Annotated in this window: 22 protein-coding genes; 14 read left to right on the top strand and 8 right to left on the bottom strand. The window is 61.2% G+C overall.

From position 1 onward, the window contains the following. From ABRP87_RS04415 to mobA, 5 genes are all read left to right on the top strand, one after another. Positions 1 to 736: AMP-binding enzyme (locus ABRP87_RS04415; RefSeq protein ID WP_502879279.1), on the top strand; the 736-nt coding region annotated here is incomplete at its 5' end. 61 nt (positions 737 to 797) lie between these two features. Further along, the gene (moaA, locus tag ABRP87_RS04410; RefSeq protein WP_349867875.1) at positions 798 to 1,913 is read left to right on the top strand and encodes a GTP 3',8-cyclase MoaA; all 1,116 of its coding nucleotides are present in this window, start codon (positions 798 to 800) and stop codon (positions 1,911 to 1,913) included. Positions 1,914 to 1,924: 11 nt separating this feature from the next. Then, the gene (locus ABRP87_RS04405; protein ID WP_349867874.1) at positions 1,925 to 3,124 is read left to right on the top strand and encodes a molybdopterin molybdotransferase MoeA; all 1,200 of its coding nucleotides are present in this window, start codon (positions 1,925 to 1,927) and stop codon (positions 3,122 to 3,124) included. 15 nt (positions 3,125 to 3,139) lie between these two features. Further along, entirely contained in the window at positions 3,140 to 3,619 is a 480-nt protein-coding gene (gene moaC, locus ABRP87_RS04400) for a cyclic pyranopterin monophosphate synthase MoaC (protein WP_005280185.1), read from the top strand. Next, a complete protein-coding gene (gene mobA / locus ABRP87_RS04395) occupies positions 3,619 to 4,194 on the top strand; it encodes a molybdenum cofactor guanylyltransferase (protein ID WP_349867873.1) in 576 nt (191 codons plus the stop codon). Before moaC ends, mobA begins: the two co-directional genes overlap by 1 nt. A 52-nt stretch (positions 4,195 to 4,246) precedes the next feature. Here the strand turns inward: mobA and ABRP87_RS04390 are convergent, their stop codons facing one another. Then, a complete protein-coding gene (locus ABRP87_RS04390) occupies positions 4,247 to 4,726 on the bottom strand; it encodes a molybdopterin-binding protein (protein WP_023026344.1) in 480 nt (159 codons plus the stop codon). A gap of 228 nt (positions 4,727 to 4,954) precedes the next feature. On the opposite strand from ABRP87_RS04390, the gene ABRP87_RS04385 reads away from it, so the two are divergent. The 5 genes from ABRP87_RS04385 to narI are packed head-to-tail and all read left to right on the top strand — an operon-like array spanning position 4,955 to position 13,254. Beyond that, positions 4,955 to 6,280 (top strand): nitrate/nitrite transporter, encoded by a 1,326-nt coding sequence (locus ABRP87_RS04385; protein WP_349867872.1) that lies wholly within the window; start codon positions 4,955 to 4,957, stop codon positions 6,278 to 6,280. An 18-nt stretch (positions 6,281 to 6,298) separates the two neighbouring features. Next, a complete protein-coding gene (locus tag ABRP87_RS04380) occupies positions 6,299 to 10,036 on the top strand; it encodes a nitrate reductase subunit alpha (protein WP_349867871.1) in 3,738 nt (1,245 codons plus the stop codon). Beyond that, a complete protein-coding gene (narH, locus tag ABRP87_RS04375; RefSeq protein WP_023026341.1) occupies positions 10,036 to 11,628 on the top strand; it encodes a nitrate reductase subunit beta in 1,593 nt (530 codons plus the stop codon). Before ABRP87_RS04380 ends, narH begins: the two co-directional genes overlap by 1 nt. A gap of 8 nt (positions 11,629 to 11,636) precedes the next feature. Further along, positions 11,637 to 12,464 (top strand): nitrate reductase molybdenum cofactor assembly chaperone, encoded by an 828-nt coding sequence (narJ, locus tag ABRP87_RS04370; protein WP_023026340.1) that lies wholly within the window; start codon positions 11,637 to 11,639, stop codon positions 12,462 to 12,464. 10 nt (positions 12,465 to 12,474) lie between these two features. After that, positions 12,475 to 13,254, top strand: coding sequence for a respiratory nitrate reductase subunit gamma (gene narI, locus ABRP87_RS04365; protein ID WP_005280178.1), 780 nt, complete (start codon positions 12,475 to 12,477; stop codon positions 13,252 to 13,254). 323 nt (positions 13,255 to 13,577) lie between these two features. Here narI and ABRP87_RS04360 read toward each other — a convergent pair whose 3' ends face one another. From ABRP87_RS04360 to ABRP87_RS04350, 3 genes are read right to left on the bottom strand one after another with little or no spacing between them, the layout of a single operon-like run. Beyond that, entirely contained in the window at positions 13,578 to 14,960 is a 1,383-nt protein-coding gene (locus ABRP87_RS04360; RefSeq protein ID WP_023026339.1) for a multicopper oxidase domain-containing protein, read from the bottom strand. Then, the gene (locus ABRP87_RS04355; RefSeq protein WP_023026338.1) at positions 14,961 to 16,160 is read right to left on the bottom strand and encodes a hypothetical protein; all 1,200 of its coding nucleotides are present in this window, start codon (positions 16,158 to 16,160) and stop codon (positions 14,961 to 14,963) included. Beyond that, on the bottom strand, positions 16,150 to 17,226 hold the full coding sequence (locus tag ABRP87_RS04350; RefSeq protein WP_349867870.1) for a DUF8744 domain-containing protein: 1,077 nt from the start codon (positions 17,224 to 17,226) through the stop codon (positions 16,150 to 16,152). The genes ABRP87_RS04355 and ABRP87_RS04350 overlap by 11 nt, the downstream gene beginning before the upstream one ends. A 69-nt stretch (positions 17,227 to 17,295) precedes the next feature. On the opposite strand from ABRP87_RS04350, the gene ABRP87_RS04345 reads away from it, so the two are divergent. The 4 genes from ABRP87_RS04345 to ABRP87_RS04330 all read left to right on the top strand — a co-directional run bounded on the left by ABRP87_RS04345 (position 17,296) and on the right by ABRP87_RS04330 (position 20,926). After that, complete coding sequence (locus tag ABRP87_RS04345; protein WP_023026336.1) at positions 17,296 to 17,556, top strand: DUF2249 domain-containing protein; 261 nt, start codon at positions 17,296 to 17,298, stop codon at positions 17,554 to 17,556. 84 nt (positions 17,557 to 17,640) lie between these two features. Next, a complete protein-coding gene (gene modA / locus ABRP87_RS04340; protein ID WP_239267784.1) occupies positions 17,641 to 18,402 on the top strand; it encodes a molybdate ABC transporter substrate-binding protein in 762 nt (253 codons plus the stop codon). A gap of 3 nt (positions 18,403 to 18,405) precedes the next feature. After that, positions 18,406 to 20,262: an ATP-binding cassette domain-containing protein gene (locus tag ABRP87_RS04335; protein WP_349867869.1), complete on the top strand. Its 1,857-nt coding sequence runs from the start codon at positions 18,406 to 18,408 to the stop codon at positions 20,260 to 20,262. A gap of 4 nt (positions 20,263 to 20,266) precedes the next feature. Next, positions 20,267 to 20,926, top strand: coding sequence for a helix-turn-helix transcriptional regulator (locus ABRP87_RS04330; protein ID WP_349867868.1), 660 nt, complete (start codon positions 20,267 to 20,269; stop codon positions 20,924 to 20,926). Here ABRP87_RS04330 and thrB read toward each other — a convergent pair. From thrB to argS, 4 genes are all read right to left on the bottom strand, one after another. Then, positions 20,913 to 21,842 carry a homoserine kinase gene (gene thrB, locus ABRP87_RS04325; protein ID WP_349867867.1) on the bottom strand — a complete coding sequence of 310 codons (930 nt, stop codon included), beginning with the start codon at positions 21,840 to 21,842 and terminating at the stop codon, positions 20,913 to 20,915. The genes ABRP87_RS04330 and thrB overlap by 14 nt on opposite strands. Positions 21,843 to 21,865: 23 nt before the next feature. Further along, complete coding sequence (locus tag ABRP87_RS04320) at positions 21,866 to 23,209, bottom strand: homoserine dehydrogenase (RefSeq protein ID WP_349867866.1); 1,344 nt, start codon at positions 23,207 to 23,209, stop codon at positions 21,866 to 21,868. 178 nt (positions 23,210 to 23,387) lie between these two features. Beyond that, the gene (gene lysA, locus ABRP87_RS04315; protein ID WP_349867865.1) at positions 23,388 to 24,725 is read right to left on the bottom strand and encodes a diaminopimelate decarboxylase; all 1,338 of its coding nucleotides are present in this window, start codon (positions 24,723 to 24,725) and stop codon (positions 23,388 to 23,390) included. Continuing rightward, the gene (argS, locus tag ABRP87_RS04310; RefSeq protein WP_349867864.1) at positions 24,726 to 26,378 is read right to left on the bottom strand and encodes an arginine--tRNA ligase; all 1,653 of its coding nucleotides are present in this window, start codon (positions 26,376 to 26,378) and stop codon (positions 24,726 to 24,728) included. It abuts the gene before it with no gap. Between the last annotated feature and the right edge of the window lie 197 nt (positions 26,379 to 26,575).

Here is a 26,575-nt window from a genome sequence, read left to right as displayed (position 1 = left end):
GCCGCAGGGAGCGTCCGGCGATACCCGCTGGGCTTATCGCATCTCCCAGGGAAAGATCGCCGCCTCGCTGCAATACCGCGTGGTCAATGACGGCCAAGTGGTATCGAAGACCGACCGCAATGCCGGTGAGCTCCAGGTGCGTGGCAACCTTGTGACCGGTTCTTATTATCATTCCCCCACCGCTGAGCCGGGTGAAGTGGCTTCCGAGTTCCGCGGCAAGCCGGTCGAGGCCGCGGAATCCAAGTTCACCGCAGATGGCTGGTTGCGCACAGGCGATGTCGGCTCCGTAACGAAGGACGGCTTCCTCACCGTGGAAGACCGCGCCCGCGATGTCATCCGCTCGGGTGGCGAGTGGATCTATTCGGTGCAGTTAGAAAACCTCATCATGGCCAATTCCGATGTGGTGGAAGCCGCGGTGATTGGCTACCCGGATAAACAGTGGGTGGAACGCCCCCTCGCCGTAACTGTCTTGGATGATCAGGCCTCTCCCACCATCGAAACAGCCGAAAAATTGCGCCAGAGCCTGCGCAAGGAATTGCCCAGCTGGATGCTGCCGGAGTACTGGACCTTCGTGAAGTCGATCGATAAAACCTCAGTGGGCAAGTTCGATAAGAAGGATCTGCGCACCCACTTGGCAGAAGGTGAATACAACATCATCCGCCTCAAGGGTCCAGGTGAAGCCCAGCGCCTTGACGAAATCAACGAAAGTGAATTTAACCGGGAAAACGAGGAATAATCAACGGCCAGGCAGGGTTGTAGCTTGGTGTACTTAGTTCCCCACTCTTAGACTGGCAGCAATGACTTCACCAACGCCTTCTTCTTCAGCGGTGTCCCTGCCCCTGCCCACCGTGGGCCGGACGCAGCCGCCGGAGGATTTACCCGCCGCAGCAAGCGACGGCACCCGCGCCTTGGTTGACCGCTACGGCCGCAGGGCACGCGACCTGCGCGTATCGTTGACGGATCGCTGCAACCTGCGCTGCACGTACTGCATGCCAGCCGAAGGCTTAGAGTGGATGCCCACGCAGCAAATGCTGTCCGATGAAGAGACCATCCGGCTTATCCGCCTCGGCGTGGAAAAGCTCGGCATCCGCCAGGTGCGCTTTACCGGCGGCGAGCCGCTGCTGCGCAAATCCTTGGAAAAAATCATCGCCGCTACCAAGGAACTCACCACGGATGAAGGCATTGCGCCGTCGACGGCGCTGACTACTAATGGGTTGGGCTTGGAAAAGCGCGCCGCAAAGCTTGCCGCAGCAGGCCTCGACCGCATTAATATCTCGCTAGATACCATCGATCCACAGCGCTATGCCGCACTCACCCGGCGCGATCGGCTAGCCCACGTGCTCGAAGCCATCGCCGCCGCAGCCGATGCCGGATTGAATCCCGTCAAGATCAATGCCGTGGTCATGCCCGGCGTCAATGAAGCAGATATTGTCCCGCTGGCGGACTATGCGCTGCACCAGGGCGCCCAGCTGCGCTTTATTGAGCAGATGCCGCTCGGACCGCGGGAAAAGTGGCGCCGCGAAGACATGGTCACCGCAGATGACATCTTGCACCGGCTACAAAGCCACTTTTCCATGCGCCCGGCGCGCGAGCCGCGCGGATCAGCCCCGGCCGCTTTATGGGATGTTATCGCCCCCGATGGCACCGCCGGCAAGCTCGGCATCATCGCCTCCGTAACCCATCCCTTCTGCGGCGACTGCGACCGCACCCGGCTTACCACCGATGGTGCCGTGCGCAACTGCCTGTTTGGCAATTCCGAAACCCAGTTGCGGGATCTCATGCGCTCTGGCGCCAGCGACGAGGAATTAATGGAGGCGTGGGCCGGGGAAATGTGGACGAAGAAACCGGGCCATGGCATTGATGATGAGGGCTTTTTGCAGCCGGATCGTCCCATGTCTGCCATAGGCGGCTAATCTAATTATTTATGTCCGCATCGCGTTCCATTTCTGAGCACCTTTCCGCGGTTTTGGCGCTGGCGCCGGCACCGCGCGCAGAGTCCGTACCCGTTGGCCCCGCGCTGTGCGGACGGGTATTAGCGGAGGATGCGACCGCGCGCTTTCCCGTCCCGCCGTTTGCCAATTCCGCTATGGATGGCTTCCTCGTCCGTGTCGCAGATATTTCGGGCACGGGCCCGTGGACGCTGCCGGTCGCAGGCGATGTCCCCGCCGGTGCAACCGCTCAGGCAGTTCCCGCCGGCCAGGCCGTTCGCATCATGACCGGGGCCCCGGTGGGCGATGCCACTGGCTTAATCGTCGTCCCAGTAGAAAACACCACCGTCCCGTCTGGTCCCACGGAGTTGCCGCGCGAGGTCACCATCACCGCCGCGCCTGCAAAAACCCATATCCGCCCCGCTGGAGAAGATATACAACCCGGCACCATAGTTGCCCCTGCCGGCGCCACCGCGAACGCGGCGGTTATCGCGGCGCTTATATCCACCGGCATCTATTCCGTGCGGGCCTACCGGCGCCCGCGCATCGCGGTGATTTCTTCCGGCAATGAGCTATCCACCTATCCGGATGAACTTGCCCCAGGGCGCCTGCCGGATTCCAATGGTCCGATGCTCGCCTCCCTCGCCCACACGGAGTCCTACTCGCACGTGGGCGACGATCCTGCGGAGTTATCCAGATTGCTCGATGAGCTCAGCGCATCCCACGACCTCATCATTACCTCCGGCGGGGTATCGGCCGGCGCTTTCGATGTGGTGCACGTAGTGCTGGGCACGGGCGATAATTCGTGGTTCGGGCACGTTCACCAGCGGCCCGGTGCGCCGCAGGGCATCGGCAGGTGGCGGGGTGTTCCGGTGCTTGCGCTGCCGGGCAATCCGGTGGCGGCTTTCGTCGGTTTCCAGCTCTATGCACGCCCGCTTATCGCCGCCTTATCGGGCCAGCCGCACCCGCGGGAGACCGTGCAGCTGAGTGCGAAGGTGGAGGTTTCGCTGCCATCGGCAAGCGCACGCCCCGTCATCGTTCCTGTGACCGTAAGCTTTGCGGGAAAGCCCAGGATTACTGGCGCGTTAAGCCGTGGCAGCCACCGGGTGGTCTCGCTGGCCGGTACGAATGGGTATTGCATCATTGATGGACCCGCCCCCGCCGCGGGCGAAGAGACCACCGTCTATCTGTATTAAAGAGGAGAATTTTTCATGGAGTTTACCCACCTCAATTCCGCCGGCACCGCCTACATGGTCGATGTGACCGAGAAGCAGCCGACCGTGCGCACCGCCACCGCCGAGGGCGAGGTCGCCTGCTCCCCGGAGGTCATGACCGCGCTGCGCGAGGGCACCGTGCCCAAGGGTGACGTGCTGGCGGTCGCGCGCATTGCCGGCATTTCCGCGGCGAAGAAGGTCCCAGAGCTCCTGCCGCTCGCGCACACCATCGGCGTGCATGGCTGCGCGGTGGATCTCGAGCTTGCCGATGCCCACGTGAAGATCACCGCCACCGTGCGCACCGCCGACCGCACCGGCGTGGAAATGGAGGCACTGACCGCGGTCAACGTTGCCGCCTTAGCGCTCATTGACATGGTCAAGGGCGTCGATCGCTCCGCGTATATTCGCCGGTGCGGCATCGTGGCGAAGTCGGGCGGGCGCTCCGGCGATTGGTCTAGGACCCTCCCGGAGGCTTAATGGACGGCGCGATCATTTTGGCCGGCGGGCAATCGCGCCGCATGGGCGGGGCCGATAAGGCACAGGTACGCGCCTTTGGCCTGCGCCTGGTGGACCGCCTGCTGCGCCAGCTTCCCTATGGCATGCCGTCTATTGTTATCTCCCCGCACTACCTCGGTATGCCGCAGGTCTGCGAGTCGCCGCTTTTTGGTGGCCCCGTCGCCGGCATCGAGGCAGGTGCGCGCGCTTTGTCGCATTGTGACCGCCTGGCACTCTTCGCGGTGGATGCTCCCGATTCCCCGCAACTGCTCCCACACCTGAACGGAGCGTTGCATGCCGCGCCCACCGCCGGTGCCGCGATTACCCGCGCCGCGGACGGGTATTTACAACCCCTGTGTTCGCTGTGGCATACCGCTGCGCTCTTTGGGTGCCTAGGTGCGCTGGAGTCCACCCGCAATGTCTCCGTGCGCAGGCTTATCCGCGGCGCCGATTTCGTCGAGGTGGCCGGCACCGGCGCCGAGCGCGATTATGATACCCCGGCCGAATTGCAGTCTATTCCGCCACACCCCGCCCTTCGCGCTCACCGGCGCGGCTAAGGCAAGTACACGCCGCCCTCCCCGTGAGCGCGAAGGGACGGTGAGGGAGGCATTATTCGCCGCGGGAGCGGAAGACATCGGCAAGCAGCGGCGCAATAACCCCAAGGGCATCTGCGACGGCGCCGGTAGACGAGGCGCAATTGATGATGAGGCTGCCGCCGCCGTGGTCGGTCATGCCAATGATCCCGCGGGAGAGGCCCGCCTTGGGCGAGGACTCGAGCCCGCGCAGGAGCACCTGGGTCTCCAGGCCGTAGAGGCGGGCCTTGATATAGCGCTCGGTGACCTCTGGGGTCAGGTTCGCCGCCCCGATGCCGGTGCCGCCGATGACCACGACGATATCGGTGCCGGTATCCACGGCGGTGCGCAGCGCGTCGTCGACTGGCGTATAGCCCTCCGGCACGATGCTCGGTGGCGCGACATCGATGTCGTGGGTGCGCAGGATTTCTACCGCTTTCTCCCCGGCGCGGTTCGGTTTTTCCCCGGACAAAATGCGGTCCGAGCTGACGATTATCTGTGCCTTCCTTTGGGGCATAAGTCTCATTCCTTTCCCATTGTGGAGTGTGGTTAATATCACATTATTCAGTTTTCGATACCAACACACTTGGGACATGGGGCTAACCTGCGGTATCGGAATCGATCAAGAATTACGCAACATTTGTATGCCGTAATTAGATACGGATTTTACCGTTTTTATTTACCTGTTCGAGCATAGTCGCCGGTAAATTGAGGAGTTGAACGACCTACTACCTGTGAGGAAATCATGACTGCTCTTGATACCTCAGGCAAAGTCATCCAAGGTTGGGATCCAGAAGATTCCGACCACTGGGATTCCAAAATTGCCTGGCGCACGCTGTGGATCTCCACATTTGTTCTTATCATTGGCTTTGCCACCTGGTACCTCGTATCGGCAATTGCCCCGCAGTTGAACCAGATTGGTTTCGACTTAACGCGCAGCCAGCTCTATTGGCTGACCGCCATCCCCGGATTGGCCTGCGGTATCTTCCGTCTCATCTTCATGTTCCTGCCGCCTATCCTCGGCACGCGCAAGCTCGTCTTCAGCTCCTCGCTGCTGTTTATCATCCCCATGCTGGGCTGGTTCTTCGCGGTGCAGGACTCCTCCACCCCTTACTGGTGGCTGATGACCCTCGCCTTCCTCTCCGGCATCGGCGGCGGCGTGTTCTCCGGCTTCATGCCCTCGACCGGCTACTTCTTCCCCAAGCGCCTGTCCGGTACCGCGCTGGGTATCCAGGCCGGCATCGGTAACTTCGGTATCTCCTTCATCCAGCTGGTTGCCCCATGGCTCATGGGCTTTACCCTGTTGGGTGTAGGTTTTGTTGCCCCGCAGCGCACCGATGACGGCGAAATCTTTGTCCACAACCCCGCCATCTTCTTGGTGCCGTGGGCCATCGTCAGCGCATTCCTGGCATGGACCCTGCTCAAGGATGTTCCCGTGAAGGCGAATTTCCGCCAGCAGATGGACATCTTTGGCAATAAGAACACCTGGATTCTTACCGTCGTCTACTTCATGACCTTCGGCGCATTTTCAGGCTTCGCCGCGCAAACCGCGCTGCTTATTAACCAGATCTTCGGCGAAGGCTCCGAATTTGCCGGCACCTACGAGAACCTGCCTGCCGGCGCGAGCTACGCCTTCCTCGGACCACTTATCGGTGCGCTCGTCCGCGCCCTGTGGGGCCCACTGTGCGATAAGTTCGGCGGCGCCATCTGGACCTTCATTGGCTGCCTGGGCATGACCATCTTTACCGTCGTGGCCACCTTCTTCCTCACCCCGGACGAGCCGGATGAGGTCTGGTGGTTCCTAGGAACCATGCTCATTTTCTTCTTCTTCACGGGCTTGGGCAACGCCGGCACGTTTAAGCAAATGCCCATGATTTTGCCCAAGCGCCAAGCAGGCGGCGTTATCGGTTGGACCGGTGCCATCGGCGCCTTCGGCCCGTTTGTCGCAGGTGTCTTGCTCTCCATGATGTCTGCACCGACGTTCTTCTGGGGCTGCGCCGTGTACTTCGCCATCACCACCGTGCTGGTGTGGATCTACTACGCCCGCCCCAATGCACCATTCCCCGGATAATTAGGAGCTTTCAACCCCATGACTGCATACTTCGCGCCCGAAAAGGGCTCTTCAAATCCGCTCTTTAAGTTCGGTGCCTACCTGCGCAAAGGCGAAGCTACCGATTCTGGTCAGCAACTTTTCTTAAAGGGCGGCCGCCAGGCAGATGTCTTTTACCGCAACCGCTGGGCCTTCGACAAGATGGTGCGCTCCACCCACGGCGTGAACTGCACCGGTTCGTGCTCGTGGAAGGTCTACGTCAAAGACGGCGTCATCACCTGGGAATCCCAGGCGGTGGATTACCCCACCACCGGCAATGACATGCCAGAATACGAGCCCCGCGGCTGCCCGCGTGGAGCCTCCTTTTCCTGGTACACCTACTCTCCTACCCGCGTGCGCTACCCGTATGCCCGCGGCGTGCTGGTAGATATGTTCCGCGAGGAAAAGGCTAAGCACGGCGATTCCGTCCTGGCCTGGCGCGCCATCCAAGAGAACCCCGAAAAGCGCAAGGCGTATATCTCCCAGCGCGGCAAGGGCGGGCTCATCCGCATCTCTTATGAAGAGGCCATCGACATCGCCTCGGCCGCGCACGTCTACACCATCCGCAAGTACGGTCCTGACCGCATCAACGGCTTTACCGTGATCCCGGCCATGTCCCAGATTTCCTATGGCGCGGGCATGCGCTTCCTGCAGACCATCGGCGGCGTCGCGCTCTCCTTCTATGACTGGTACGCCGACCTGCCGCCGGCATCCCCGCAGACCTTCGGCGACCAGACCGACGTCCCGGAATCCGGCGACTGGTACAACTCTTCCTACCTCATGATGTGGGGCTCGAATATCCCGGTCACCCGCACCCCGGACGCCCACTTCATGGTGGAATCGCGCTACAAGGGCACCAAGGTCGTCGTGGTCTCGCCCGACTTTGCGGATAACACCAAGTTCGCCGATGAGTGGGCCCGCATCGAGCCAGGCACGGATGCAGCGCTCGCCTTTGCCATGGGCCACGTCATCTTGAAGACCTTCCACGTGGACCGCCAGGAACCGTACTTCCTGAATTACATGCGCAAATACACCGACTCGCCCTTCCTGGTATCCCTGGAAGACCGCGGCGACGGCACCTACACCCCAGGCAAGTTCCTCACCGCCTCGCAGCTTGCCGATGCCACCTTGAACTCCTCCCCCAACGCCACCCACCGTGGCCTGGTGATGGAAGAAGACGGGCGCATCGTTGACCCGGGCGGCACCGTGGCAGACCGCTGGGATAACGAGAGCGCCAAGTGGAACCTGGCGCTGGATAACGCCGATCCGGTCATGTCCATTGCAGAAACCAATAGCTTTGACACCGCCGAGGTGCTCTTCCCCCGCTTTGACCTGGATACCAACCCAGAGGACGTGGGGACCGACAAGCCCATTGGCGCGGGCATCGTCCACCGCGGCGTCCCCGTCCGCGAGGTCGACGGCAAGCTGGTTACCACCGTCTTTGACATCATGCTCGCCCACTACGGCGTCGACCGCGAGGATCTCCACCTGCCGGGTAGCTGGCCGAAGGACTTCCACGATGCCAGCGAGGTCGGCACCCCCGCCTGGCAGGAAGAGCTCACGGGCGTGGCTGCCGATACCGCTATCCGCATCGGCCGCGAATTTGCACAAAACGCCGCGGATTCCAAGGGCCGCTCGCAGATCATCATGGGCGCGGGCGTCAACCACTACTTCCACGCCGATAATATCTACCGCACCTTCTTGGCGCTAACCTCCATGTGCGGCACCCAGGGCGTCAATGGCGGCGGTTGGGCACACTACGTGGGCCAGGAAAAGCTGCGCCCCATCAACGGCTGGACCCAGTGGGCCATGGCCGCCGACTGGCAACGCCCGCCGCGCCACATGATTTCCACCGGCTTCTACTACTTCGCCACAGAGCAGTACCGCTACGATAATTCGCGCGCGTCCCACTTGGGCTCGCCGCTGGCTAGCCACGGTTCCATCGGGGACAAGATGGTCTCCGATACCATGGCAGAATCCATGCGCCGCGGCTGGATGCCGGCCTACCCACAGTTCAACCGCAACTCCCTCTTCCTTGCCGATGAAGCCGATGGGGCCGGCATGGACATCAATGACTACGTGGTCCAAGAGCTAGAAAGCGGCCGCCTAGAGTTCTCCTATGACAACCCGTCTGCTGAGGAGAACTGGCCGCGCATCCTGCTCAACTGGCGCACCAACCTGCTCGGCTCGTCCGCCAAGGGCACCGAGTTCTTCCTGCGCCACCTCTTGGGCATCGACTCGGACGCTACCGCGAAAGAACTCGCCCCTGAAGACCGCCCGCGCAGCATCAAGTGGGTGGATAAGGCACCGGAGGGCAAGCTGGATCTGATGATGACCATGGACTTCCGCAATACCTCCACCACGCTGGTTTCGGACCTCATCTTCCCGGCCGCAACCTGGTACGAAAAGCACGACATGTCCTCTACTGACATGCACCCGTACCTGCACTCATTTAACGCGGCGATTAACCCGCCGTGGGAGGCCCGCTCGGACTACGAGGTCTTCCGGGACTTGGCCGCAGCCCTCTCTGATAAAGCCACCAAGTGGCTGGGCGTGCAACGCGATGTCATTACCCAGCCGAGCCACCACGACAGCCCGGACGAGCTTGGCATGCCCAACGGCATCGTCCCCGACCCCGAAGAACAGGGCCTTATCCCTGGGGTCACGATGCCAAAGCTGCACGTTGTCGAGCGCGATTACACCAAGGTCTACGAAAAGTGGGCGCACCTGGGCCCGCTTCCCGCCAAGGCCGGCACCGGCGTGCACGGCACCAAGTTCAACGTGGAAAAGCAGGTCAAAGAACTCGAGCTCATCTGTGGCACCACGGAGACCTCCATGGGCGAGCTGGTGGATCTGTCCAAGGACACCAAGGTCATCGACGCCATCTTGCACCTGTCTGGTGTCTCCAACGGTGAGCTAGCCAAGCAGGGCTTTGAATTCCTGTCCTCGCGCACCGGCAAGGATCTCACCCCACTGGGCACTCCCGATGAAGACGTACGCATCACGTGGGACGACATCAAAGAACGCCCGAAGGAGGTCATCACCTCCCCCGAGTGGACCGCCGATAAGCGCAATAAGCGCCGCTACACCGCCTTTTCCATCAACGTCGAGTTTGAAAAGCCCTGGCACACGCTGACCGGCCGCATGCAATACTACATCGACCACGACTGGTTTATGGACTACGGCGAATCGCTGCCGATCTTCCGCCCACCGCTAGATCACGTCCACATGCACGGTGAATTCGCGCCGGGCACGGAATTGACCAATGACCGGGGCGAGGCCGAGGTCACCCTGCGTTACCTCACCACGCACAATAAGTGGTCCATCCACTCGCAGTACTTTGACAACCTGCACGTGCTTTCCATCTCGCGCGGTGGCCAGGTGGTCTGGATGTCCAATAAGGACGCCGAGAAAATCGGCGTCACGGACAATGACTGGGTTGAGGTATATAACCGCAACGGCGTTGTTTCCGCCCGCGCCATCGTTTCCCACCGCATCCCAGAGGGAACCATGCTGTGCAACCACGCACAGGAGCGCACCGTGGGCACGCCGATCAACGAGCACACCGGCCGCCGCGGCGGCACGCACAACTCGCTGACCCGCATTTCCATCAAACCGGTGCACATCGCTGGCGGCTATGGCCAGCTAACCTACCACTTCAACTACATCGGCCCTACCGGCAATAACCGCGATGAAGTCACCCGCGTTCGCCGCCGTTCCCAGGAGGTATCCTACTAATGAAAGTCATGGCCCAAATCTCCATGATCATGAACTTGGACAAGTGCATTGGCTGCCACACCTGTTCAGTTACCTGTAAGCAGGCATGGACCAACCGCGAAGGCACCGAGTACATCTGGTTCAATAACGTCGAAACCCGCCCCGGCCTCGGCTACCCGCGCACCTGGGAGGACCAGGAAAAGTGGAAGGGCGGCTGGGAGCGCACGGCCTCCGGCAAGATCAAGCCCAAGGCCGGCGGGCGCCTCAAAAAGCTAGCCACCCTCTTCCACAACCCCAACCTGCCCACCATCCAGGATTACTACGAGCCCTGGACCTACCAGTACGAGGACCTCATGGGCGCCGAGGCGGGACAGAAGACCCAGCCCACCGCCAAACCGGTCTCTCAGATCGACGGCCGGGACATCGGCAAGATCGAATGGTCCTCCAACTGGGACGATAACCTGGGTGGCTCTACTGCCACGCTTGACGATGACCCCGTGCTCCACAACATGAACCTCGAGGTCAAGAAGGAAATCGAGGACTCGTTCATGTTCTACCTGCCGCGTATTTGCGAGCACTGCATGAACCCGACCTGCGTTTCCTCCTGCCCCTCTGGCGCGATGTACAAGCGCACCGAAGACGGCATCGTCCTAGTGGACCAGGACCGCTGCCGCGGCTGGCGCATGTGCGTATCCGGCTGCCCGTATAAGAAGGTCTACTTCAACCACAAGACCGGCAAGGCCGAAAAGTGCACGCTGTGCTACCCGCGCCTCGAGGTTGGCCAACCCACTGTGTGCTCCGAGACCTGTGTAGGCCGCCTGCGCTACTTGGGCGTCATCCTCTACGATGCCGACCGCGTCGCCGAGGCCGCCTCTACCGAAAATGAACAGGACCTTTTCGAGGCCCAAAAGTCGATCATGCTCGACCCCCGCGATCCGGAGGTAGTCCGCGCGGCCCAGGCCGAGGGCATCCCGCACTCCTGGATCGATGCAGCACAGCAGTCCCCGATCTACGACCTCATCTTCAAGTACGGCGTCGCATTGCCGCTGCACCCGGAGTACCGCACGCTGCCGATGGTCTGGTACATCCCGCCGCTGTCCCCCATCGTTGACAAGGTGACCGCGACCGGCAACGACGGCGAGGACCACAAGATCCTCTTCTCGGCGCTATCGAATATGCGCATTCCGCTGGAATACCTGGCTGGCCTGTTTACCGCCGGCGATACCGTCCCAGTGGAAAAGTCGTTGCGCAGGCTCGTCGCCATGCGCTCGTATATGCGCGATATCAACCTGGGCAATGAGCCGCAGGAGGAAATCGCCCAGGCAGTAGGCATGACAGGCAGGGAGATGGAAGGCATGTACCGCCTGTTGTCCATCGCTAAATACGATGACCGCTACGTCATCCCCACCGCCTCGCCCGAATCCCCGCGCGGCATTACCGACTTGGACCCGTTCGGCGATGTGGACCCGGCCAAGGCCTCCGAAGACGTCTTCCACGACCTGGGCATGGGCGCACCCGAAGCCTGCACCCACGGCGCCGAACCACAGGGCAAGGTCTCGCTACTCTCCTGGAGCGGTGACCGGCCCGATGCCATGTTCCCGCCGCGGAAGTAGGTTAAGCCGTGAATATCTTCGATAAACTCCGCAAGCGCCAGGAATCCCTGCAGCGGCAATCGGCCCCGCAGGGTGGCGATGCCCCCGTGGCTGGATTCGGAACACCCGCTGGCATCGGTTCCATGGGCGGTGCCAAGGACGTCGAAAAGACGCTGCGCACCCACACAGGTCAAGTCCCCAATGAATTTGTCACGCCGGTCGAAGTCACCGAAGACCAGCGGCGAATCGTCGCCATGGCCGTGTCCGTGCTGCTGAATTACCCCGGCGAAGATATCTTTGACCGCCTCTCCGCGGTCGAAGACCAAGTAGATGACCTACCGCTGGCCATCGCCACCGACTTCATCAACTTCGCCGAATGGGCCCGCAGCATCGGCCCCCGCGGCTTGGAAGAACACTACGTCGAGACCTTTGACCAGCGCCGACGCTGCGCGCTGTACCTGTCCTACTTCGCCGTCGGCGATACCCGCCAGCGCGGAATGGCCATTTTGTCCTTCCGCCAGCAATTGGAGTCGCTCGGCTTCGAGATTTCGGATGAAGAACTACCCGATCACCTCTGCGTGGTCCTCGAAGCCCTCGCCATGAGCGAGGGGGAAACCCACGAGCGCGCCGTTGAATTGGTGGCCAGCTACCGCGAAGGAATCGAGGTGCTGCGCGCGGCCCTCGCTCGCGAGCGTTCGCCGTATGTCAGCTTGATCGTCGCGCTGTGCAAGGCCCTTCCAGAAGTCGATTCTGATACCGCGCAAAAGTACGTCGATCTCATCCGCACCGGCCCACCCGCCGAGATGGTCGGCATTGCAGACCTTCCCTTCCCCACTACCCAACCAGACCTCGTCTAGGAGCCACATTATGTTTGATAACTTCCTCTGGGGTGCCTTCCCGTGGTTAGCCATCGCGGCGTTCTTCGTGGGTATCTTCTGGCGGTGGCGTTCCGACCAATTCGGTTGGACCACCCACTCCTCCCAAATCTATGAATCCAAGCTGCTGCGTTTATCCTCGCCGCTCTTCCACTGGGGCATGGTCTTCGTCGTCATCGGCCACCTGATGGGCTTGGCATTCCCCAAGTCTTGGACCCAGGCCGTTGGCATCAGCGATCACGCCTACCACCTCCTGGCCACCATTCCAGGCTCCATTGCCGCGCTGGCGGTTCTGCTGGGCTTTGCCGGTTTGCTGTACCGCAGGCTAAAGAACCGCTCCGTGTTCTTGTCCACATCCACCTCGGACAAGGTCATGTACGCGCTGCTCGGCCTCGCGCTGGTATCGGGTTCCTTTGCCACCTTTACCCTGCAGCTTTTTGACCTCGCCGGCACCGGTGGGTACGACTACCGCGAAACCATCTCCCCGTGGCTGCGCCAGCTGTTGATCTTCAACATCCAGCCCGACCTCATGGCCAGTGCCCCATGGCAATTTAAGGTCCACGTCCTCTGCGGTTTCACCATCATCGCCGTGTGGCCCTTTACCCGCCTCGTCCACGCATTCTCGGCACCGGTTGGCTACGTCACCCGCCCCTACGTGGTGTACCGCTCCCGCGATGAACGCACCACCCCGATGCGCTCCAATACCGCGTGGGAGCCTATCCGCTCCAACCGGAAGCAATTGGAGGGAGAAACCCCGGGCCACGGTGCCTAGGTAGTTTCCTAGGCCCTTTCCACCGCCGCGCGTCGTCCAGTAGATGGATGGCCCGCGGCGGTTTCCTTCTGGCTGCATCTACTCCGACGCTACCCATGCGCCCACCCCGCGCCCCCACTCGCCCTTCGCGCTCACCGGCAAAGCGGCGCGGCCGTAGATACTTCCGCCCAGTGAGCGCCAAGGGGGAGGCTGCGATCAAAGGACCCCCGCCCTTTGCGCTCACGAGGAGAGGTGGATTCACCTCTCTACAGTGCCCTGGTGAGCGCGAAGGGCGGGGGAACGAAGTGCGCGGGAACGAACGGCGGGGTTGGGTTGGTAACGCTTTATTCGGTAACGACGAACTTGCCGTGCTGTCCCTTTTCCGCGTTAGTCATGATGTGGTTGACAAAGGAATACGTTCCGGGCTCGTTGAAGGTCAGCTCCACGAACCCGCCTTGTGCGGGGAGCAGATCGAGGGCCTGCGAGCCGGTCTTATCCTCGTCCTTGATGAGATAAGCACCTTCCTTGTAGGCGGTATCGAATTGTTCGCCCACCACGTGGAAGCTAAGCGGTTGATCGGGGCCTACGTTCATGATCCACAACCGCACGGTATCGCCCACCTTGGCCTTAATGGGGTCGACATCGTATTGGCTGGGGTAGTAATTGAAGGCCATGAGGTCGAAGTCGCCATCGGCCACGCGCTGGGCATCGGCGCCGGTCTTTTCCTCACCGAGGAATACATCGTTGGCAATGAAGTTATATTCGGCATCCACGTCCTTGAGATCTGGTGGATCGATGATGACATTGCCGGCCATGCCGTTCGCGATGTGCAGGGACATCGGGGCGGTTGAGCAGTGATACATCCAAATGCCGGAGCGATTCGCGGTGAATTCGTAGGTCAGTTCTTCCCCAGGCTGGATGGACTTCATGTTTTCATCCGGGTTGACTTCACCGGCATGGAAGTCGATGGAATGGGCCATGCTGCCCTCGTTCTTGATGGTGATCTTGAACTTATCGCCCACCTTGCCGCGCAGCGTCGGCCCTGGCGCCTGGCCATTAAAAAGCCATTGCATCTGCTTAACTCCTGGGGCTACCTCAACGATTTCCTCGGTCATCGACCAGGTTTCTTCGTGCGTGGTGGTATTAGCCGCCGGCGCCAGGGAGGCGTCATAGGCGCTAAAACCTTCGCGGGAGGCACCGAGTTCGGCGGCGCTCGGAACATCAACGTGCGGGTTGGATGCCCCTGCCACGGCGTGGTGGTGATCGTGCCCGCCGGTGCTTGGCGCGGAATCGTCCACGTTGACGTCAAAGGTCATACCTTGCAGGCGGTGACCGGCAATGGTGCAGTAGCCTTCGATGCTGGATTCGATGACACCGGCATCGAGCTGCACGGTATCGCCGGGATCGACGCGGCCGGTTTCGGCATCACCAATCTTTAGATCGTGGACTTGGTCCCCGGTATTGGTGAAGTTAACCACCAAGTGGGTGCCGGGATCGATATCAACGTGGTTGGGGACGAAGGCCATACCATCGACTTCTACGTCAATGGTGTGGGTTTCACCTTCGGCAACAGAGCCCGCCGGTTGAGAGTCCTTAGAGGTGGTATTGACTAGGGCGAGCGCGATCACCGCGGCCAGCGCGATACCGATAAGTAACCACGAGGCCCATTGGGAGTTACCGGACTCCGGCGGCTTATCCTGTGGCTGTGGGGAAGAAACACTAAGCATTTAATTCTCCAGATTCTGTTGTTGGTAGACGGCGCGTCCCACGGCAAGCACGTTTAATGCTAAGCCTATCCCCATGAGGATAAGCCCAGCAGAAAGGGCGTTGACAAGGCTCAGCAGGGCGCCGAGGTTGATGAGGACGAGTCGGGCAAAACCGGCGCGGTCCGCGGTATCCCGGCCGTGGTGCACCTTGGCAGGACCGCCTCCCACCAGCGTGGGCAAGAGATGGTGCAAGACGCCGGTGACCAGCTGCAAAATGCCGCCGCCGATGAAGGCCGGAACCACAAACAGCGTGATGACGCGCGGGTAAGCGCCGAGCGCTGCGGCGACGGCATCGCCGGCGCACAGGGCCACCATCCACAGCAGTCCTGCGATAACGGATACCGATGCTGTGGTGAGCCGGGGGTTGCACCCCAGCACGGTGGCCAGTACCGGTTGGATGATCATGATGGCGGCTAGAACGACGAGCAGCTGGGCGATGCCCGCCGCGCGCGTCCACCCCACCGCGCCGCAAACCATGGTCAGTGCCAGCCCGGCGCAGTAGACAATGAGCCCGCGCGTGCACCGCGCCCGCGCGATAGGCGAAATAGCGGTATTAGACAAAGTGGGAAGCAGCGTCACAATGGTGCCCACAATGGTCAGCCACGCGAACCCCCAGACCATGCCGCGCGAGTGGGCGGCCACGAGGAAGGAATAGTCGCCCACGCCATTGCCGCTTAAAATCACGAGGATTACAGAGGAAATCATGAAGATGGATGCGGCCGCATAAAACGGCACCGTCACCGCAAACGATCCAGAAAGCGATCCGCGCAAACGCGTGTAGATAAAGACGAGCTGCCAGACAAGGGCGGCGATGATGAGGAGGGAGGCGGCATCGGCAAGCAGGCCCCAGTCATACCCCGCGCGATCGATAATGAGCAGGATAAGGCCCACCTGGATGAGCGCCACGCGCGCGCCCACGCCCCGGTAACCGTTATTGGCGGTGCGGGTAAGCGCCTCGGTGAAATGGGTGGAAAATACGATGATGGCGGTGGTCAGCGCGCCGATGGTCAGCGGGTGGATGAGATCCCACCACACCACGGGCGCGCCCAAGTAGCCCGCCACGTTGATGCCGATGCCGATGAGCACCCACGCGCCGATAAGCGCGGCGGTCACGATGTGCCAGCGGCTGCGGGCGGCCAGGGAGATGTCATTAATGTGCACGGCGGGCCTCCTTCACCGTCAAAGTAATGCCGCAGGCGAGGAAAACCAAGACGGCGGCGAGGGTCGTCAGCCCACCTACCTGGTAGGCGACGGTGTGGCGGGCGACATCGGCAAGCATGCGCAGCGCCAGCCCGCCGTGCAAGACCGCCACGGGAAGGAAAAGCACCGGGTGGTAGGGCAAGTGGCGGCGGATGACGGAGGTAATGATGATGGGGGCATGCGCGAAAATCATGGACATGACAAAGCCCAAAAAGATGGCGTGTACAGAGGCGTCGTAGGCAAAGCCGGAGCTTTCGCCATAGAGCAGCCAGAAATAGCCGCCGAGGGCCAACCAAAAATACCCGGCGAGCATGCACGCGGCGGAATAGCGTGGCAGCCCGCGCGAGCGCACTAGGTTCTTCGCCACATCCACGCGCACGGTAGAAACCGCAACGCCGATAAGCGCCACGCCCATCGCGCGATAGCCCACTGCCGGGGAGAGGATATAGACCACGCTCAGCGCCGCCAACCCCAAAACCCACAGCGTAAGCCGCTTTTCCGCCTGCGTGCCAGCCATGGTGATGCGGGCAAGCTCCATGCGCTCGCCGATGATCGTCGCTACCACGTAGAGCACGCACAGCGGCATCGCGGTAGAAAACGCCGGTTCCATGGCCCACAGCAGGGCCGCCGCTACCCCGCCGATGACGCCGGTGGCCTGCACGATGATGGACAGGGCGGGCTGGCGCCGGTGGATGGTGGCATAGATAAATCCGAGCACTATGAAGCCTGCTGCGAAGCACAAAGCCGGGACCTGCCGCGGTAAGCCCGCCATGATGCCCACGAACCCGGCGACGTGGAAGATGGGTCCTACCCAGGCCCACCGCGTGCGCACGGCGACGGCGCGCTCCAGCCCGATGGCGCCGCCAACAAAACCAAAGACCATCAAGGGGCCATGATCGGCAGCTAGAGACGCTGCCGGCGAGAACCCCACGCCGAGCAGGGATGCCCCCGCGGCGAGCCCAACAAGCAAGGACAGCCCCGCGCAGGCAAGGAAGAAGAATCGGTGCGCGAGCCTATTATTTATCACGGTTTTAATCGTACTAATATTGGTGGCAAGGTAAAACCTCACCCCACCTCCGAAAGGATGACGCTTCCCATGGAACTTCCCATCACTGATACCTCCCAGCAGAACTCCATTCCCACCCTCAACGCCTCCGAAATCCCCCACGCCGTGCGCCACGGCGCCATCCACGGCGCTTTGGGCACCCTGAACGTGGGCCAAGCCATGATCCTCATCGCCCCGCACAACCCACTCCCTCTACTCAAGGAAGTGGAAGAGCGCGCGGAGGAATTCGAGCTGTCTTACCTCAAGGAAGAAGAAAACGACTATCACATCAAGTTCACGCGAATTTCGTAGTGTATTCCCGTGCAAATCGATAGGCTAAATGGTGATAACTCTATCTCTCGTACATAGTTGTCTATATAACACGGAGCATTCACTATGAATAAGAAATTTGCCGCAGCCGCCGTTGCTGCGACCGGCTTGGCGCTCTCCGCCTGCTCTCCCGATACCTCCACCACCTCCGATGCAGAGCAGACCAGCCTGAACCTCTTGGCTGCATCGTCCACCCGCGTCATCAATGACGAACTAGAAAAGCGCGCTTCCGAGCTCGACACCCCGGTTGACCTCGAGTTCCAAAATGGCGGCTCTTCTGACTTGGTCAATAAGCTCAGCGAGGGCGCTCCTGCGGACCTGCTGCTTACCGCGTCCAAAAAGACCATGGACAAGGCAATCAATGACGGAACTGTGAAGGACCCGAAGGTGCTTGCCACCAACGTCATGGTGATGGTCGTACCGAAGGGCAACCCGGGCAATATCCACTCCATCGAGGATCTGCAGAACGAAGACCGCTTCGTCATCTGTGACCCGCAGGTTCCCTGCGGCGATATCTCTTCCCAGATCATCGAAGAAAACGACCTGGACGTAAAGCCCGCCTCCCAGGAGCAGCAGGTCGCTGACGTTTTGGGCAAAGTCGTCTCCGGTGAGGCCAATGCCGGCTGGGTCTACTCCACCGACGCCGCGGCCGCTGGCGATGATGTAGAGGTCATCGAGATCCCGGATGCTGATAAGTTTGCCAACCAGATCCTGGGCGCAGTCTCCGCCGAGGCTGAGCACCCAGAAGAGGCACAAAAGGTCCTCGACCTGTTGGCCGATGACTTTGATAAGACCTGGGAAGAGTACGGCTTTAACCCAGCAGATTAATCAATGACCCCTCCCCAGCCCATTCGTCTTCAGTCTCCCCTCGTTATCGGCCTTATCGGCCTCATCGCGGTCGTTGTTATCCTCGTTCCCGTAGCCTCGCTGGGTCTGCGCGTACCGTGGGACCGCATCGGCGAATACCTCGCCAAACCGGAGATTTGGGACATGCTCAAGCTGTCCTTCACCGCGGCATTCCAATCAATGCTGCTGGCGATGGTACTGGGGACCGGTCTTGCCTTATGGGTCCAACAGCTTGGCCGGGGCAGCGGCGTTATCCGCCTATTCATCTATTTGCCCCTGGCCATGCCACCCGTGGTGGGCGGTTTGGCGCTGACCGCCGCCATTGGCCGCCGGGGCTATTTGTCCCCGCTTCTAGACGCCATCGACTTCCATTTTGCTTTTGCTTTCCCGGGCGTCATCGCCGCGCAGTGCTTCGTCGCCTTGCCCTTCGTCGTGGTGGCGGTCGATTCCGCCCTGCGCCAATTGGATCAGGAGATTTTGGCCTCTGCCGCCAGCATAGGCCTTTCCCGCTGGGAGGTACTGCGCAAAATCACCATCCCCTCCATCGCCCCCGCCCTTGCTACCGGCGCCGGCCTTGCCTTTGCCCGGTCCCTCGGCGAGTTCGGCACCACGCTGACCTTCGCGGGCTCCCAGCCGGGCGTGACCCGCACGATGCCGCTCGGCATTTATTTGGAGCGCGAGGTCGATACCGATGGCGCCTACGTGCTCTCCGCCATCCTCATCGCGATGGCGATTGTCTGCCTCGCCCTCGCCGGGCTGCCCTCGCTCCTCCAGCGTTCCTATCAGGCGCAGGCCCGCGAGCTGCACAGCATGGACTACGAGAAACTCCGCGCCCTGACCGCCCCGGATAATGCCCCTGCCCTATCCGTCACGGCGGATGGGGAAACCACGGAATTTAGCCCGCGCGCGATCACCGCGATCGTCGGTTCCAATGGCTCGGGCAAAACCACGCTGATGAGCCGCATCGCCGGACGGCTGACCGGCGCGGAGATTAACGCCAACCAGGATGACATCGTCCTGCTGACCCAGCGCCCCGGCCTGCCACCGCGAGCCACCGCCAACCAAGCCATCGCGATGGTCACCCGCGATAAGCAACGTGCCACGCAGTTGCTGGAGGCGGCGGGCTTGCGTGAGCTTAACGATGTCCCCGTGCCCGCCCTTTCCGGCGGCCAGGCCGCCCAAGTGGCCCTCGTCCGCGCGCTCGCCGCGCGGCCCACCATCCTGATTCTGGATGAGCCCTTGGCGGCCATCGACGTGGAATCCGCCAGCAAGTGGCGCCGCTTCCTGCGCGCTACCCGCCGCGACCGGACCACCTTGCTGGTGACCCATAATGCGCTGGATATTGCCGGGCTTGCCGATGACATGGTGGTCATGAATTCCGGCCGCGTCACTGCCCAGGGCCCAGCCGCGGACCTCCTCGATGTGCCGCCCACCGGCTTCGTGGCTTCCATCGCCGGGCTCAACCGTGTAGAGGGCACCGTCGAAAACGCCACCGCTACCGAGACCATCGTCTCTTGCGGGAGCACAACCATCACCGGCGACGCGAGCTATCTCCGCTCCGGAGATACGGTAGCGGTCACGTTTAAGCCAAGCGACGTGCACCTTGCCTCTGAAGCCTCTACCGGGGTCAATCGCTGGTCCACCAAGGTCATCGCGGTGGAAGCGGCCAGCATGGCGGATGCCCGGCTGAGCCTGGATATGGGCGGGCACACGATTACCGTGCCGGTGAGTAGGCAAGTAGCTTTAGGTATAGATACGGGCGATACCGTATCCTATAGCGTGGCTAAAGATAAGATTTCTGTTAATCAAGCCCCTCATCAGCACTCAGAGATACGAAGTTAATCGCATGCCTAATTCGCTCCCCCGCCCAAGCACCGATCTTTTCCCAGAAGCACTCAAGCTATCCCCTAAGCAGCACGAGGTGCTCACGCAGCTCCAGCACTACCCGCGAGGAGCCCGTGCTGCGGAGGTAGCAAAAGATTTAGGCATGCACGTCAATACCGCGCGCGGGCATATCGATGAACTCATTCATGTCGGTGCCGTGACCGCCGTTCCAGAGCACAGCACCGGGCGCGGGCGCCCGTCCCTGATTTTCCAGGCGCGCGTGCCGGATAACCGCGCCATCGCAGACGAATATGTCAGCCTCATTAGCGTGCTAACTACCATGCTCGCGGGCAAGGAAGAGCTCGATGATTTCTCTTCCCCACAGGCCCGAGAGCTGGGACGGCAATGGGCGCGCGCAACGGGCGCGGATATCCAGAGCGGGGCGCTCGACACCCTTTTTGCCACCCTGCGCGATATGGGTTTTGATCCTTCGCAGGGCGCGGATCCTTCCGAAATCGAGCTGAATGCCTGCCCGTTCGTCTCCTCCGGAACCACCCCAAGCCCCTTTGTCTGTGCAATACACGCTGGCTTTTTGCAAGAAGCCAGCGGCGCGGACGCGGACATTGCCCTAACGCCGATGCAGCGCCCCGAGGTCTGCCACATCGAGATTAAGCCTGCGTAACTTCCACGCGGACCGGGCCCGCAACCTTGAGATCGAAGACGCGGAGGCCCTGCTCGCGGGCATCATCAAGAATGCTCTCGTCGATGTCCTCCGTGTGCAGCACCATCACCGTCGGTCCCGCCCCAGAAAGATAGGCGGCGTACCCGCGGTTGCGCAGGCGGTTCACCCACTCCGCGGTCACGGGCAGCACGCCGGCGCGATACGGCTGGTGCAAGCGATCGCGGGTGCCTTCCCACAAAAGCTCTGGGTAGTTCTGCAATGCGGCTACCTGGACGGCGGTACGGGAGACGTTAAAGGCGGCATCGGAATGCGTCACGTGCGAAGGCAGCACGCGGCGCACCGCCTGGGTGGAAGCATGGGAATCCGGCACCAGCGCGGTCGCCCGGATATCGGGATGCACGTTGATGGTAGCGGCCTTGTATTCCGGCAAGGAGCGGCCATCGACAGGCACCGTCGTCCACGAGACCACGGCACTGCCCAGCACCGAGGCCGCGGCATTATCTGGGTGGCCCTCAAACGCCGAGGACAATTGCACGATCTGCTCTTGGGTCAGCGGGTTACCCGCCAAGGCATTGCCCGCGGCCACGCCGGCGACCGCCGTAGATGCCGAAGAACCCAGGCCGCGCGATTGGGGAATCGTATTATGCGAGACCACGCGCAGCCCTGGCACCGTGGCTTCGGCGGCAGCTAGCGCAGAGCGGATGGCCTTGACCATCAGGTGCGAGCCATCGCGCGGGAGGTCTTCTGCCCCCTCGCCAAAAATCTCCACCTCAAGGCCGGAGGGAATGACCTCCACCTCGGCGGTGTCGTACATGCTCAATGACATGCCCAGGGTGTCATATCCCGGTCCCAAATTCGCTGTGGAGGCTGGGACGGTGACTATCGCTTTGGTGCCGACTTCAACTTCGATGCTCATGGTGACTAATATATCGAACCGATTTAGCTGCCCAGGCGGATGACCGAGTGAACGGCCTTGACCTCATCGAGCTCGCCCAAGGCGGAGACGATGTTTTCCAGGGTTGCTTCCTTGGCGGCGTGGGTGACCACGATAAGGCGCGCGGTGTCCTCGCCGTCTTCTTGGCGCACGGTGCGCAGGGATACCCCATGCTGTGCGAAGAGCGCCGAAATGACTTCCAAGACGCCGGCGCGGTCCTGGACTTCCATATCGATGTGGAAGCGGGTATCGACCTCGCCAAAGTCTGAAATGGGCAGGTTGGCGTAGGTATTCTCGCCAGGCGCGCGACCGCCGTGCACGATATTGCGGGCGGCACCGACGACATCGCCAAGCACTGCCGAGGCGGTAGGGTTGCCGCCGGCACCATTGCCGTAGAACATGAGCGACCCGGCGGCCTCAGCCTCAACGAAAATTGCGTTATAGGACTCGCTGACAGAAGCCAGCGGGTGATCCTTAGCCACCAGGGTCGGGTGCACGCGCGCGTTGACCACTTCGGATCCATCCTCGCGGCGCAGGCGCTCACAAATGGCGAGCAGCTTGATGGAATAGCCGGCATCGTTTGCCGCGGCAATATCGTCTGCGGTGATATCCGTAATGCCCTCGCAGTGCACGTCCTCGAACTTCACGCGGGTGTGGAAGCCGATGGAGGCCATGATGGCGGCCTTCGATGCGGCGTCATGCCCCTCCACGTCCGCGGTGGGATCCGCCTCGGCATAGCCCAGGCGGGTAGCTTCCGCTAGGGCCTCGTCATAGGTGGCGCCGGTGGATTCCATCGCGTCCAAGATGTAGTTGGTCGTGCCATTGACGATGCCAGAGATGCGCTCAATCTGGTCACCTGCCAGGGAGCGACGCAGCATACCCACGACGGGGATGGCGGCGGCCACGGCGGCCTCAAAGTAGAGGTCAACGCCGGAGCGTTCCGCTGCCTCGGCCAATTCATCAGCATGCGCAGCAACGAGCGCCTTATTCGCCGTCACCACGGACTTGCCGGAATTAAGCGCGGTCAACACCAGCTCGCGCGGGAAATCGATCCCGCCGATGACCTCCACCACCAAGTCAATATCATCGCGGGAGATCAGGGCCTTGGCATCATCGGTCAACAATTCACTGGGCACGCCCGGGCGCAGCTTATTCTTATTCTGGATGGCGATGCCACGGATCTCTGCTGGCCCACCGATGCGATGAGCAAAGGCATCCGCATTCTCATCTAAGAGGCGGAAAACTTCCGCGCCCACGGTGCCGAATCCAAGCAGCGCGATGCCAACGGTTTCGCCTTCACCCTTGCCGGTACGCGAATGTAGCTGTAGCTCACTGTTTGAAGCATCCATAGTCCGTCTCCATGTCGATTTAGTGGTGGAAAATATCTCCCGCTTTACGCGGCTACAGGTCACTATACAGAACGAGCTGTCTATATTGCGACATGCGGGGGATAATATTCGTTCAGCTACAGAAAACCTCCGCCGCACGGGCCGGATGCGGCACCTGCTTAACGGGGGTAGTACTGACTTAATCCACTTCCAAGGACAAGAGGTCCTCGATGGTTTCGCGCCGCAACATGGGCTTGGTATTTCCCACGCGCGTTGCAACCACAGCCGGGCGCACCGCGCCGTTATACCGAGACGACATCATGTACTGATACCCGCCGGTGGCCGCGAAGGCGAGCAAGTCCCCCGGCTGGATATCATTGGGCAATTCGCCTTCCTCCAGCAGGATATCGCCGGATTCGCAGTGGAAGCCAACGATGCGCGAGGGCACCATCTCACCATCACTAAAGCGGTTCACCAGGCGCACATCGTATTCGGAACCATAGAGTGCGGGGCGGATATTATCGGACATTCCCCCATCGATGGAGATATACCGACGCACCGGCAAATCGGCCTTACCGGTTTCCACGTCCTTGACCGTACCCACGCGGTAAACGGTCACGGCAGAACCGGCCACCAAGGAACGCCCCGGCTCCACGAGGAGGAACGGCGCCTTAATGTCGAGTTCTTCCGCGGTCTGGTCCACGGCGCGCAGCATGTCCTGGGCCACGCGGTCAATATTCAGGGCTTCCTCATAAGGCATATACGGAATACCAAAGCCACCGCCCAAGTCCAGCTCGGCCAGGTCAACGCCCAGCTCGGTGTGGATCTGACGGTAGAGCTCCAGCACGCGCTCGGCGGCGAGTTTGAAACCCTCGGCATTGAAAACCTGGGAACCCACGTGGCAGTGCAGGCCGCTCAAGTGGAGGTTATTCACCTCAAGGCAACGCTTCGCAGCGGCGAATGCCGCGCCCGTGGCCAGGGAAATACCGAATTTCTGGTCCTCGTGCGAGGTGGCCACGAACTCGTGGGTATGCGCGTCCACACCCGGCTTGACGCGAATCATTACCGGCTGCACCACGCCTGCCTCGCCGGCGATGCGGTTGAGCTCTTCGAGCTCCTGTTCATTATCGATGACCACGTGGCCCACGCCCGCGTCCACGCACAGGCGCAAGTATTCCTCGTCCTTATTATTGCCGTGCGCCGTAATGCGCGCGGCCGGGAACTCTGCGGCGAGCGCGATCTTTAGCTCATTGAGCGCGGCAGCATCGAGACACAGGCCTTCTTCGTTGACCCACTGCACCACCTTTTTGGAAATGAACGCCTTGGAGGCATAGTGCACGTGATCCGGCCCGCCGAAGGCACGCGCCATGTCCTGGCAGCGCGAGCGGAAGTCGTCCTCATCAAAGACGTAGAGCGGGGTCTGGAATTCCTCTGCCAAATCCGGCAAAGGGACTTCCGCTACGGTAACGACGCCGTCTTCCTGGCGGCTTGCATTCCGCGGCCACACGTGGGCGGGAAGCTCATTGAAATCAGCCATTTACATCTTCTCCGGTGCGCTCACGCCAACCATAGTCAAGGCATTGGACAGGACGACGCGGGATGCTTCCGCCAATGCGAGGCGTGCGCTGTGAATGGGCTGCTGTTCTTCCCCTGCCTTGGGCAAAACCTGGCAGGTGTCATAGAAACGGTGGAATACGCCAGCCAACTCTTCGGCATAGCGCGCCACGCGGTGCGGCTCGCGCAGTTCCGCGGCATCTGCCACTACGGCAGGGAACTCACCCAAAGTGCGGATAAGGTCGCCCTCGCGCTCATGCTCCAGCAGCGACAGGTCCGCGGCTTCGGAGCTAACCCCCAGCTCCGCTGCCTTGCGTCCAATCGAGCACAACCGGGCGTGACCGTATTGCACGTAGTAGACCGGATTATCCGAGGACTGCGACTCCCACAGGCCCAGGTCGATATCGATGGACTGGTCCACGGAAGAGCGCACCAGCGAATAACGCGATGCATCGACACCAATGGCGGCGACCAAATCCTCGATGGTGATTACGGTGCCCGCGCGCTTAGACATGCGCACCGGCTTGCCGTCGCGCAACAGGTTGACCATCTGGCCAATGAGCACCTCGACGCCATCGGCGTCATAGCCCAAGGCAGCTGCCGCCGCCTTCAAGCGCGGGACGTAACCGTGGTGGTCAGCGCCCAACATGTAGATATTAAGATCGTGACCGCGGTCGAATTTATCGGCCACGTAGGCGATATCGCCGGCGATGTACGCCGCATTGCCGTCCGATTTCACCACGACGCGATCCTTAGAATCGCCATAGTCGGTAGATTTCAGCCACCACGCGTTATCCGCCTCATAAAGGTGGCCTTCAGACTTCAGGGTCTCAAGGGCCTTATCTACCGCCCCAGACTCAAACAGCGAATTTTCGTGGAAGTAGACATCAAAATCCACGCCAAATTCATGCAGGGACTGCTTGATCTGGGCAAACATCATCTCTACGCCATCGGCGCGGAAGGCCTCCTGCACCTGCGCAGCATCGCCCTCGAGCGCGTTGGGGTTCTTTTCCACAACCGCGTTTGCGATGTCGCGAATATAATCTCCGCCGTAGCCGTCCTCCGGCGTGGGCTCGCCTTTAGCTGCGGCAACAAGGGAGCGCGAGAAGCGATCGATCTGGCCGCCGTGATCATTGAAGTAGTACTCGCGGGTGACTTCTGCACCGGAAGCCGTGAGTACCCTGCCTAGCGAATCGCCGACGGCGGCCCACCGCGTCCCGCCCAGGTGAATCGGGCCCGTGGGGTTGGCAGACACAAATTCCAGGTTAATCTTCTTGCCTGCAAAGGAGTCATTCGAACCGTAGTCCGCGCCTGCCTGCAGAATCTGGGCGACAATCTCACCCTGGGCAGCGGCGGCTAAGCGGATATTAATAAATCCAGGCCCGGCAATATCGGCTTCCGCAATGGCATCGTGCTGGGCTAATTTTTGCGCTAACCAGCCACCAAATTCGCGCGGATTCGCGCCGGCTTTCTTGGCCACCTGCAGTGCAAGGTTGGTGGCGTAGTCACCGTGTTCTGGGTTGCGGGGGCGCTCTACCGTGACAGATTCCGGCAATACGGACGCGTCTAGGTCATGTTCTGCCATGACCTCGGTGGCGGATTCTTTAACTAAGGTGGCCAAATCAGCTGGAGTCATGTGGCAAGAGTCTAGTTCACTGCCCCGACACGTGCGAAAAGAAGCACTGGCTAACATTTCCGCGGGCGGAGATCGCTCATTTAATAGACCTCTTAGGCAAACCTATATTGCGATATATATTACAAAATATATGCTGGTAGAACGTGATTCACACTACATTCCACGCAGTGAATGTGTAGTGTTAATGACACCTCCAT

The organism is Corynebacterium sp. KPL2830 (assembly GCF_040225635.1).
Classification (GTDB): Bacteria; Actinomycetota; Actinomycetes; order Mycobacteriales; family Mycobacteriaceae; genus Corynebacterium.
This window is presented reverse-complemented; position numbering and strand designations above follow the sequence as displayed.